The following is a 12,545-nucleotide window of genomic DNA, read 5'->3' on the forward strand; positions in this document are numbered from 1 at the left end:
TTAACTTCCAAACATAAATAAATATAGATGCTTCAATTTAGCGTAATTAATTGTTTTTAAAAAATATTGATCATCTAATAATAAAAACGGAGTCCTACTAGATGAGCTTTAAATTCCAGTCCATGATCTCAAAATTCTCAATAGTGGTTTTGGACTTCCGTAGTAAATCTTGCCCCCCTTTCCTTCAAAAATAAGGGAAATAATCTTTTTCGGTATATTATTATTTTCATACTAACCTTTGATTTTAATTCCAATAATTTTCGATTCCATAAAAATGATTTTGACCATTTGCAAAGTGCGTAGAATGATAAATTTTATGATGGCAGAACCCGCTATATCTAGAGAATTTTAACTACGCCATTAATCAGTATAGACGATGCTATCAGGTGTTATTTTATCTGTAATTACATAAGCATATAGTTCGTCTTGCTTCAAGTTGTCCTTTTAAATTTCGCACACCTTGTATATTTTTCTTAACTTCAGAGCGTAAAACAATAATCACTTTAGTTAAATAGAGATAACCCACCTCTTTTACGACATCCCCTATCTTCATCTTATCAATAGCACGAGCAGATCATGCCATTTTCTTTTTGTTGCTAATTTCCGCACTCATCTTCGGATTCCTTTTTGTGAATCAGCCTCAATTTGTTAAGATGGCGACCGAGAGAAACCAATTTGTTTCCTCACACATTGTTGACTCAATTTTGGCACTAATAAAAGTACACTAAAGCGATGCTTTTTCCTTTGCTTAGGTCAGATTTGCGCAGAAGTTGTTAGAATTGGTTAGATAGCCAAACTTTCAAAATAAACTTATTTATTATTTAAATTTAGAGATTTAACATACATGAATAGCATGGAAACAATGGCTGACTTATCCTCCCACACCCCAATGATGCAGCAATATCTAAAAGTAAAAATGCAGCATCCACACTCTTTAATGTTCTATCGCATGGGCGATTTTTACGAACTGTTCTTTGACGATGCTAAAAAAGCCGCAAAACTTTTGGGTATTACCCTCACTCATCGTGGTAAAGCCAATGGTGAACCTATTCCAATGGCAGGTGTTCCATACCATGCTGCGGAAGGCTATTTGGCGCGTTTGGTTAAAAAAGGCGAAGCAGTTGTCATCTGTGAGCAAATTGGTGAAGTCACAGGTAAGGGACCTGTTGAACGCGGTGTAGTGCGAATTATTACCCCTGGAACATTGACCGATGATGCCCTGTTAACCGCAACACAAGCATCGAATCTTGTTGCAATCTGCTTTCAACAAAACCAAATTGGTATGGCACTACTGGATTTAAGTGCGGGTATTTTTAAAGTTCAACAACAAGAATTTAAATCTGAAAGCTTGGCGATTGAATTGGCTCGCTTAATGCCAAGTGAGATATTGGTCGATGAAGACATAGTCGACCCAAATATTATTGAAGATATTAAACGACAAATTGAATGTCCAATTACCAAACGACCTAATGTCGATTTTAATTTAAATAACGCACAAAAAACCTTATGTGACCAATTCGCAGTTTCCACACTTTCTGGTTTTGGTATTGACCATCTACCCTTGGCTAAAGCGGCTGCCGCTGCACTGATTCATTATGCCAAAGAAACTCAAAAAACTGCGTTACCACATATTCGTTCAATTAAATTAGAACAAAGCTCAGATTTTATTGCACTTGATCCTGTTACACGCCGTAATTTAGAAATTATTGATCCATTATTTGAGCACGGTACTTCGCTATTTAGCTTAATCAATGATTGCCAAACTGCAATGGGCGGACGATTACTGGCACGTACCTTGATGCAGCCCATTCGTGATACTCAAATCTTAGATGCACGTTTAGATGCAACGGATACTTTACTCAAAGGCTACCATGAAAGTCCTGTTCGCTTAGTCTTAAAAGAAATTGGCGATATTGAACGGGTTTTAAGTCGTGTTGCACTTGGCAGTGCACGTCCTCGTGATTTGGTGCAGCTTCGTCAAGCATGTGCACAAATCCCATTTTTAAGACATGCAATCCAACCGATTCTTGAGACTCAGCAATCTAAATTGATTGTACAATTGAATGAAGAATTGGGCGATTTTAATGGATTACATCAACGTTTACTGTCTGCGATTGTTGAACATCCTCCTGTACTATTGCGTGATGGCAATGTAATTGCAGAAGGTTTTGATGATGAGCTCGATGAACTGCGTAAAATTCGTGATCACGCAGGCCAATTCCTGATTGATTTAGAAATCAAAGAGCGAGAAAACACGGGCATCAATACCCTGAAGATTGGTTATAACCGTGTCAGTGGTTACTATATCGAACTCACCCGTGCCCAAGCTGAACAAGCGCCTGATCATTACATCCGTCGTCAGACGCTGAAAAATGCCGAGCGTTATATCACCCCAGAATTAAAATCTTTTGAAGATAAAGTACTTTCCAGTGAATCACGTGCACTTGCGCGAGAAAAACTACTCTTTGAAATGTTACTGGAAGAATTAAGAGCGGATATTGCCAATTTACAAATGATGAGTGCATCGATTGCCCATATCGATTTATTGGCAAACTTTGCCCATCAAGCCCGTTTGAATAATTGGAACCGACCTGAATACAGCCCAGAAATCGGGATTAAAATTACCGCTGGTCGACACCCTGTAGTTGAGTCACTCAGTAAAACGCCATTTACCCCCAATGATACCCTACTCGATTTCAATCATCGTATGGCGATCATTACAGGGCCAAACATGGGCGGAAAATCGACCTTTATGCGTCAAACTGCACTGATTAGTTTGCTGGCGTATTGTGGTAGCTTCGTCCCTGCTAAATCTGCGAAGTTAGGACCAATTGACCGCATATTTACTCGAATAGGCTCTGCTGATGATTTATCTACGGGTAAATCTACCTTTATGGTGGAAATGACCGAGACATCTCAGATTTTGCACCATGCAACCAATCAGTCTTTGGTGCTTATGGATGAAGTTGGTCGTGGTACAAGTACTTATGATGGGCTATCCCTAGCTTGGGCATGTGTGCTTGATCTGACCAAACGAATCAAATGTTTATGTCTCTTTGCCACACATTATTTTGAATTAACTGAACTTTCAAAAGAAGTGGCAATTGATAACTACCATGTGACTGCCAAAGAGTTAAATGGTAATTTGATTCTATTGCATAAAGTGCAACAAGGTCCTGCCAGTCAAAGCCATGGCTTACAAGTTGCAAAACTTGCGGGGATCCCTGCGGGGGTGATTAAAGAAGCGCAAAAGCGTTTAAAAATTTTAGAGAAACAACAACAGCAACAATTGCAATCCGTTGTGCAAAATGACTTATTTGCAGAAGTTGAGACCGTTGAACCTGAAAAGCTTGAACACATCATTGAGATTGAAAAAGTTGTTGAAGTTGAAAAATCATCACCTGTACTCGATGCTTTAGCAAATATTGATGTCGATGATTTAACGCCTCGCCAAGCGCTAGATCACCTCTATGCATTAAAAGCAGCACTAAATGCATAAGCAGTAACAGCTATCCAGTCTAAGTAAGTTTGAAACTCTCTACTTAGGCTGGAAATAACTTGCGTCTATTGATCTTTAAATAGCAATCTAGACGATAACTTAAGCCAGTCTAAAGCGTAAAATAGCACTCCATAATGAGTAATTGAATGCTAAGTTTTAGGAGAATAATATCAATATTTTACTCAAGTTCCTGCAGCTTTCCGATATAGATCTCATTTGGCAACATATTGATCGACGTGAATTAATCACCCAAATGTATCTACAACAAAAGCAAAATTTACATTTAGTAGATTGTTTTTATGATGTGCAAAGCTGGGATGAATATCATTTAGAAAATGACCCCCCGCTGTTAAAGCAGCATCTTATTCAAGGTGGACGATGTGTGGGTGCATTTAATCAATTAAATCGATTAATTGGTGTACAACTGGTATCTAATCAAGTCATCACTGATTATCCAGATGCGAAGCTATTACAATATTTTTATGTCGATGCAAATCATCAAGGCCTTGGTCTTGGTACACAACTCATGCACTCAGCGATAAAATCAGCTGAGCAACTTGGTGCTAAACAACTGTATATTTCAGCAACACCAACCCAGCGTACTGTCGACTTTTATCTTAAACAAGGCGCGCTGGTCTTAGAAAAACCTGATCAGCAATTATTGGAATTAGAACCTGAAGATATTCATCTTATCTATACATTGTGATGATCTGACTGATACTGAAAATACAGGTCTAAAGAATTCTAAATAGTTCTGAATATAGCAATTGGCTAAAAAACCAGCACGCGAAGGTAATAACCCCATTTCGCTTCTGTGATTTAGTCTCATATTTATGTTCTTTTTTGAATATGTTTAGCATTTTTTCACCTATGGCAACATCAAAATAACGGCGCATATTTTAAAAAATGCATAATTCATCACAAGTTAGAAGAATTTTCTATAAAAAAAATTGATTTAGCAGGTTCTTCTATATTAAATATCAATAAAAGCAATTGTTAGTTTGCGGCGTTTTCCCTAAAATACAGCATTATTAATTAGAACCATATTTTTAGGTAGCTGACGCCATGACCTTTGTTGTCACTGAAAATTGTATTAAGTGTAAATATCAAGACTGCGTAGAAGTATGTCCAGTAGACTGTTTTTATGAAGGTCCAAATTTCCTAGTCATTAGTCCAGACGAATGTATTGACTGTGCGCTATGTGAACCTGAGTGTCCTGCAAATGCAATTTTCTCTGAAGATGAACTCCCTGAAGGTCAAGAAGTATTTATTGAACTAAATGCTGAACTTGCTCAAAAATGGCCAAACATTACTCAAATCGGTGATCAACCTGAAGATCGTGAAGAGTGGAATGGTAAAGCCGATAAATTACAATACTTAGAAAAATAAGTATTGTATAAAAAAGATCAGCTTAGGCTGATCTTTTTGCATTTTAATATGTAAATTGTACATTTATTTGCAATTTATCCATAATATACGCGCCAAACTAGACTAAAATAGCCCGTTACTTGCTTTAGCTAATATTGAGAATGAAATTTATTTTGAAAGGTTTACTTGCTGTCGGTGTTACTACAATGATTCTGGCTGGATGTACATCTTCCCCTCAAAAGAATCCAACAATTAGCACGTCGCATGGTCAGCGTATTTACATCCCCGAAGAAAAAATTACGATTGAGCGCCCCATTCCTCCTAAAACGATGCCTTCATCTTATCGCCAATGGTTGATCTATGGCGACAATCAGTCACGTGCACGTGATTATGAACGTTTTCTTGAACAAAATAATGCTGGAAATATTATTCCTAGTTTTGAGTTATTTAAAACTGCGCGTGATTGGGACAAGTGTGGTAAGTCTGAATATATGATTCCAAGCCGTGAGCTTTGGAGTAATCAATTACCGACATTAAAAGTATTTAAATACTTGGTTGCCTCTAAAGTTCTGACTGATTTTACCGTAACCTCGGTATATCGAGACTTACCTTTAAACCAATGTGCGGGTGGTGCTGGATCTTCACGTCACTTATTCAATTCAGCCATTGATTTCCGTATTGGGCCAGAAAATCCGCAACCTCAAGACTATGCGTATATTGAACATACCAAATTCAAATTATGCCAGTTCTGGTCGCAGTATGGCCAAAGCTTAAACATGGGCTTAGGATTGTATGCTTCAGGGCAAATCCATATTGATACTCAAGGATATCGTACTTGGGGACCTGATCTCACCCGTAATAGCTCAATGTGTAATTTTTAATACCCAATATTCAATTTAAAAGAGATCAATAAGATCTCTTTTTTTATGAACAAGCATTTGATCACTGATCATATTTTAGATCGAAACGCCCTTAAATAAAAAACGCCCAATGAAATTCATCGGGCGTTTTTTTGAAATAAAATTAATCTATTTCGAACGTCAATCAACTGGATATCAATCTAGTCAATTGCAGGCGTATAGGTACCATCAGCAATTGCATCTTTAATACGGTCAGCTTCTTCTAACACCAAAGCAAGAAGATTCTTGACGTTTTCTAAAGTTGCAACTGGACTTAAAGTGGTCATTTTCAAAGATTGAACCTGTCCAACTTTAGTTACACCAATATTAGCTTCACCACGCGCAAATAATTCATCTGCAACGTTTTGGTTCAAAGTATCAAGCAATTCAACTGGATAATTATCAGGTATTACACGGAATAATACCGATGCAAATTGTGGATCAACCAGCATTTCCAAACCAGCAGTAGCATTGATGTAATCTGCCACTTCACGAGTTAGCTTAACGCCATGGTCAATCATTGAACCATAAAGCTCTTCACCTAGGTTTTCAATCGTCATCCACAATTTCAACGCATCAAAACGGCGTGTAGTTTGTAGAGATTTAGACACTAGGTTCGGTACACCATGTTCTTCATCATAAGCAGAATTTAAATATTCAGCTTCATAATGCATAAAACGATAGTTCGCTTCATCTTTCAACAAGAACGCACCACATGAAATACTTTGGAAATAATGCTTATGGAAATCCAATGTAATCGAATCAGACAATTCAATACCATCAAGCATTGAACGGTAGTCATTCGATAAGATCAGTGCACCACCCCATGCTGCGTCGATATGCATCCACGCACCATATTTATTGGTGATTTCACGCACTTTCTTCAATGGATCAATCGCACCTGCATCGGTTGTCCCTGCAGTCGCAACGACACAAGCAACAATTTTACCTTCAGCCTGTAAATGCGTCATGGTTTTTTCTAACGCATCAACATCCATCTGCGCATTTTCATTGACTGGAACAGTCACCACAGATTGGAAGCCCATGCCCATCATCGCCATGTTCTTTTGCACAGAAAAATGTGCATTTTCAGAACAGATCACTTTGACATTACGCATGGCATCACTTGGAACGCCATCACGTTGCACAGACCAAGGCAGACCATTTTCGTCTTTCCAGTTCTTGGCAATACACCAGTCACGCGCTAACAATACGCCCATCAAGTTAGATTGAGTGCCGCCAGAGGTGAACACACCTGCCTGACCTGCACCATAACCTACTTTTTGACGCAGCCAGTCGATCAATTGAACTTCCATCAAAGAACCTGCTGGGCTTTGATCCCATGAGTCCATTGATTGGTTGGTCGCATTAATCAAGACTTCAGCAATTTGACTTGTCACCATAGTTGGGCAATGCAAATGTGCTAAAGAGTGTGGATGATGTACTTTCAAACTTTTGTTCAGGAAAAGCTCAACCATACGCTCAAGCGATTGGTGTAAACCTAGACCTTGTTTAGACGGTGCAAAAGAAATCGCTTCACGAAGTTCTTTAATGCTCCCACCTGTATACATTTTGTCATTTTGCAACCATGCTGCGACCGCTTTAGTCGCCTCACCCATTGCTGACTCATAGTCAGCAATAGATTGAGCATCATTGCAGAGTAACGCTTTACGATGTTCTGCAAAATCTACCATGAATTAAGCGCCTCGAACTGCAATAAGAGCCTCTGCAACCGCTTTCTTAAAGCGCGCAATAGCTTCTTCACATTCTTCTTGAGTAATGATCAATGGGCAAAGTAAACGAATCACTGTACCGCTACGGCCGCCTTTTTCTAACAATAATTTATTGTTAAAACATGCCGTTTGAATTGCAGCAGCCAACTGTGAATCCGCAGGAAGAGAACCCATATGATCCGCTTGCTTACGCTCATCCACAATTTCGATACCGATCATTAAACCGCGACCACGAACATTACCAATACATGGGAATTCTTGCGCTAATTTTTTCAATTCAGCTTGTAAGAAATCACCACGTTGTTGCGCATTTTGTGCAAGGTTTTGCTCTTTAATGGTATTGATCGTTGCAAGACCAGTACCCATTGCAAGTTGGTTACCACGGAAAGTACCTGTGTGACCTGCAGGTTGCCAAGCATCAAACTTACGTTTAATACCCAAAACAGCCAATGGTAAGCTACCACCCACTGCTTTTGACATCACCACAACATCAGGTTCAATACCAGCATGTTCAAAAGCAAACATTTTGCCTGAACGTGCAAAGCCCGCTTGAACTTCGTCCAAAATCAACACAATGTTATGACGCTCAGTCACTTCACGGATTTTTTGCAACCATTTCGCAGGTGCTGTAACCACACCGCCTTCACCTTGAATTGCTTCAAGAATCACAGCTGCAGGCTTAGTTACACCGCTTTCGACATCTTCAATGAAGTTTTCGAAATAATAAGTTAAGGCATCAACACCTGCTTCACCGCCAACACCCAACGGGCAACGGTATTCATGCGGGTATGGCATAAATTGTACGCCTGGCATTAAGCCATTTACCGCATTTTTAGCAGATAAGTTACCTGTCATCGCTAACGCGCCATGAGTCATCCCATGGTAACCGCCAGAGAAACTGATAACTGTATTGCGACCTGTATAGGTTTTCGCCAATTTAATCGCTGCTTCTGTACCATCTGCACCAGATGGGCCACAGAACTGTAAGCAATACTCTTCTTGCCCACCCGGAAGTTGTGCAAGCAGTGCTTCAGTGAAAGCATCTTTTAAAGGCGTTGTTAAATCTAAAGTATGTAAAGGGAGACCACTCGCTAAAGTGTCTTGAATACTTTTAATCACCGCAGGATGGTTATGGCCTAATGCCAATGTTCCTGCCCCAGCTAAACAATCGAGGTACTTTGTACCTTCAACATCGGTAACCCAACAACCATGTGCTTCCGCTATCGCTAACGGTAATTTACGTGGATAACTACGAACATTCGATTCCATCTGACTTTGGCGAGTCAAGTAGTATTCGTTTGTGGAAGTGGCAGCAGGATTTACAGAAGTAACGCTCATATCGAATTACCATCTCTGATATGGGTTGAAAGAAATAAGTCGGGTGACTTGTGGTCCTTTGACTCGGTGCTTTATAGAAATCTAGTTAGAGTGCTTTTAATCTTCATAACTAGGAGCGCGATAATACAGTTTTTTACAAGAAAATAAATATCTTTTATGTACTTATCCACACTCCATTTATCGAAAAAAACATTTAGCTAAATCTAATTGGTTATTATCATCATACTATGTGACAAAGCAAAGAAAAGCCGATAATTAAAATCACTTTATAAATCTCAACCACTCTGATCATTTTTTACCACAATCAAACTTGATAAGCTTTTAATTTTTAAAAAAATTTTACTAAAAATAAAATTGCAATTCATATGCAAATTATTACAAATGCACCACAAAATCTGCCATAGTTTTCCGCAAACCAGATTTATGATTAAAAACAGATTCAATTTATACAATATATCTTTCGGTCATAAAATTTAGTCAAACAATTTTAAGGATTCATTATGCGTTATTTAGCTTTAACTACTTTACTCTTGGGAACCACACTGAGCACAATGACGATGGCAGCAGAAAATGACCCGTTAAACTACAATATTGTCAACGTTCAAGCAGATGCGACACGTCAGGTGTCTAATGATGAAATGCATGCTGTACTTTTTATTGAGAAAAACAACAAGCAACCTGCTGAGTTATCTTCTCAAATCACCCAGTTAATGAATCAAGCCATTAGCATTTCCAAAAAGTATCCACAAGTTAAAGTCGAAACAGGCTCACAAACCACTTACCCTGTTTATGACAATGACAACCAAAAATTGAAAGAATGGCGTGGTCGTGCAGAAATTCAAATTGAAAGTAAAGATTTTAAAGCGGCAAGCCAATTAATCAACGAATTGCAAACTAGCTTCCAAACACAATCGATTAATTTCACAGTGTCTGATGAACAACGTAAAAAAGTTGAAAATGAGTTGATGGTTGAAGCTTCAAAGAACTTTCAGCAACGTGCGCAAATTTTAACGCAAGCGTGGAATAAATCGTCTTATAACTTGGTCAATATCAACATCAACACCAGTAACTCTTATCCGCAACCAGTATATGCAGCGCGTGCATCTATGGCTAAGTTCGAAGCTGCCGATGCCGTTGGTGGTCAAAATATGGCAGCGGGAGAATCAAAAATCACAGTCAATGCCAATGGTTCGATCCAGTTTAAATAAGTTTTTGATTATTATATAAACCGTGCTTATGCACGGTTTTTTGCTATTGCGCTATATAAATTTGCGATTGCAATATAAAAAAGTGAATCTTTGATTAAAAAATCTATTAATTTGAATTAAACAATAGTTTTAAATGATAATCATCCTGATTTAAAAATATGCTTGAAGAGATTAAGATACGCACAATTTCAAATGCCTATCTCTTTATGAAAATTTTAAGCCATAGAACACCTGACTTCGCCCTGTTTAAACCCTCACATCTCAGCCTTGCAATTGCTGTTTCACTTAGCTTTATATCCAATGCTGCTTTTGCCGAGGACAATCAAGAAACTTCAACGCAAACACTTAAAACAATCACCGTACAAGCTGAAGGAAACTGGCTTGAAGCAGCCAATGCTGAAAAAGTTCATAAACATGCAGGCGCACGTACCATTATCGATCGTAAAAAAATGGACGAATCTGCGGTGACCTCTATCCGTGATGCGTTAAAACAAGTGCCAGGGGTTCAGGTTCAGGACAGCAATGGAACAGGTGGTAGTGATGTTTCACTCAATCTGGGTGTACGTGGCTTAACCTCTCGCCTCTCACCTCGCTCCACGGTCTTGATGGATGGTGTTCCATTATCCTTCGCGCCTTATGGTCAACCACAATTGTCTATGGCACCTGTTTCAATGGGCAATATTGAATCTGTGGACGTTGTTCGTGGCGCAGGTTCAGTCCGCTTTGGGCCTCAAAACGTGGGGGGAATCATCAACTTTAATACCCGTGCAATCCCTGAAAAACTATCAGGCTCTGTTGGTTTAACCACTGAATTCGCCACAGGTACCGACCAACTCAAGTACAGTCCAAACCTCTTTATCGGCGGTACGATGGATAATGGTTTAGGTCTTGCGCTACTTTATTCAGGAACCAAAGGAAATGGCTATCGCGAAGCCAATAACGACATAGATATCGATGACATCATGTTAAAGTCGTCATATCAGTTTACAAATGCAGATTCGATTGCACTTAATCTGCATCATTATGAAGGCCGTGGCGAAATGCCAGAGGGCTTAACGACTGCAGATTATGCCAAAAACCCATACCAGTCGAACCAATACCGTAACTATTTTGCAGGTCGTCGTTCAGATGTTTCTGTGAAATATAGCCATAAAGATGAACTCAATAACTTTGAAATCTTAGGCTATTATGTCGATTCATTCCGTACCAGTGATCTAGAGTCAGCTGTAGAAGGTACTGCAAATAGTCGAATTAGTAACTCTCCACGTGATTATAAATATTTTGGCATTGAACCACGTTATTCACGCGCCTACTCTTTGGGCAATATGAATAATGAAGTCACTGTCGGTTATCGCTATTTACAAGAAGACAGTTCAGAGTTTTCGGGTCGTACAGCACCATATAATACTGCAACAGGTACACCGGGTGAACGTCTTGCCAACACCACTAGTGAAGGTGGAACCAAAGCGCATGCCGTGTATATTGATAACCGTTTTGGTCTAGGTGCACTAACCATCACTCCGGGTGTACGTTTTGAGTCTATTAAAACCCATAATGATTATACCGCTTATCAAAATGGTAAATTTATCAATACGGTGCATCCAAAAATTAATTCTGATGAGTTTTTACCAAGCCTTGCAGTGCAATACAATTTCAATGAACAATGGAATGTTTTTGCCAATGCAGCGGTTTCTTTTGGCCCTCAACAATATAACCAGTTGGCTAAAGTCGAAAGCAATAAAGCTGTAACCACTTTAGATGGTCTCCATCCTGAAAAATCCAACAACTATGAAATCGGCACAAAATACCTCGGCAATGGTTTAAATGCTGAATTTACAGTGTTCTATTTAGACTTTGATAAAGAATTATTACTTGAACGCCCTGATAATATTGGTACAGGTATTTGGACCAATCTAGGTGCAACCAGTCATAAAGGTGTAGAGCTTGGCCTAAGTTATGACTTTGGTAATCTTTATGACACACTTGAAGGTCTTAAAGTCTATAGTAATTATACCTTTACCAAAGCAATGTCTGAAGCAGGTAAATTTGCTGGTAAGGACTTACCTTATTATTCACGACATGTTGGAAATTTAGGGCTTGGTTATAGCTTTGACCAATGGTCTGTCAATGCAGATATGTTTGCTCAATCTAAACAACATGCGCCGGGTTCAGGCAATGTTTACCAAACTGTTGAAACGGCAGATGGTCGTACTGGTGATATCCCAGGTTACTCAACTTTTGCTGTGCGTACAGCTTATGATTTTGGGCAAGATTTTTACGGCTTAAAAGTTGCAGGTGGGATTAAAAACCTATTTGATCAAGAATATTTTACTCGTTCATCTGACTCTACAGGTGGTAAATACGTAGGACAGCCACGTACTTTCTATCTACAAACTTCTGTTGATTTCTAATTTTTTGAAAAACTTGTAGATTTACAAAGCATTTAAAACTAAAGCGCTAATCTCATGGATTGAGATTAGCACTTTTTAATTACTTTTAT

At 38.8% G+C, this 12,545-nt stretch carries 8 protein-coding genes; 6 read left to right on the top strand and 2 right to left on the bottom strand.

Translation table 11 applies throughout. The features are described from left to right. Window positions 1-844 precede the first annotated feature (844 nt). From mutS to GJV03_RS08720, 4 genes are all read left to right on the top strand, one after another. On the top strand, window positions 845-3,499 hold the full coding sequence (mutS, locus tag GJV03_RS08705) for a DNA mismatch repair protein MutS (protein WP_154129897.1): 2,655 nt from the start codon (window positions 845-847) through the stop codon (window positions 3,497-3,499). 169 nt (window positions 3,500-3,668) lie between these two features. Beyond that, entirely contained in the window at window positions 3,669-4,205 is a 537-nt protein-coding gene (locus tag GJV03_RS08710; protein ID WP_354666844.1) for a GNAT family N-acetyltransferase, read from the top strand. A 359-nt stretch (window positions 4,206-4,564) separates the two neighbouring features. Then, entirely contained in the window at window positions 4,565-4,888 is a 324-nt protein-coding gene (fdxA, locus tag GJV03_RS08715) for a ferredoxin FdxA (protein ID WP_004721686.1), read from the top strand. Window positions 4,889-5,028: 140 nt separating this feature from the next. Next, window positions 5,029-5,748 carry a D-Ala-D-Ala carboxypeptidase family metallohydrolase gene (locus tag GJV03_RS08720; RefSeq protein ID WP_004721687.1) on the top strand — a complete coding sequence of 240 codons (720 nt, stop codon included), beginning with the start codon at window positions 5,029-5,031 and terminating at the stop codon, window positions 5,746-5,748. Window positions 5,749-5,927: 179 nt separating this feature from the next. Here GJV03_RS08720 and GJV03_RS08725 read toward each other — a convergent pair whose 3' ends face one another. Then, entirely contained in the window at window positions 5,928-7,460 is a 1,533-nt protein-coding gene (locus tag GJV03_RS08725) for an aspartate aminotransferase family protein (protein WP_154129899.1), read from the bottom strand. A gap of 3 nt (window positions 7,461-7,463) precedes the next feature. Continuing rightward, window positions 7,464-8,837, bottom strand: a complete 1,374-nt coding sequence (locus GJV03_RS08730; RefSeq protein ID WP_004721690.1) for a diaminobutyrate--2-oxoglutarate transaminase — start codon at window positions 8,835-8,837, stop codon at window positions 7,464-7,466. Between the two features lie 500 nt (window positions 8,838-9,337). Between GJV03_RS08730 and GJV03_RS08735 the strand changes: the two genes are divergently transcribed. Beyond that, a complete protein-coding gene (locus GJV03_RS08735) occupies window positions 9,338-10,045 on the top strand; it encodes an SIMPL domain-containing protein (RefSeq protein ID WP_004721692.1) in 708 nt (235 codons plus the stop codon). 206 nt (window positions 10,046-10,251) lie between these two features. Further along, on the top strand, window positions 10,252-12,456 hold the full coding sequence (locus GJV03_RS08740; protein WP_154129900.1) for a TonB-dependent siderophore receptor: 2,205 nt from the start codon (window positions 10,252-10,254) through the stop codon (window positions 12,454-12,456). The last annotated feature ends 89 nt before the right edge of the window (window positions 12,457-12,545 follow it).

Source organism: Acinetobacter sp. RIT698 (assembly GCF_009668065.1).
GTDB classification, from domain to species: domain Bacteria; phylum Pseudomonadota; class Gammaproteobacteria; order Pseudomonadales; family Moraxellaceae; genus Acinetobacter; species Acinetobacter guillouiae.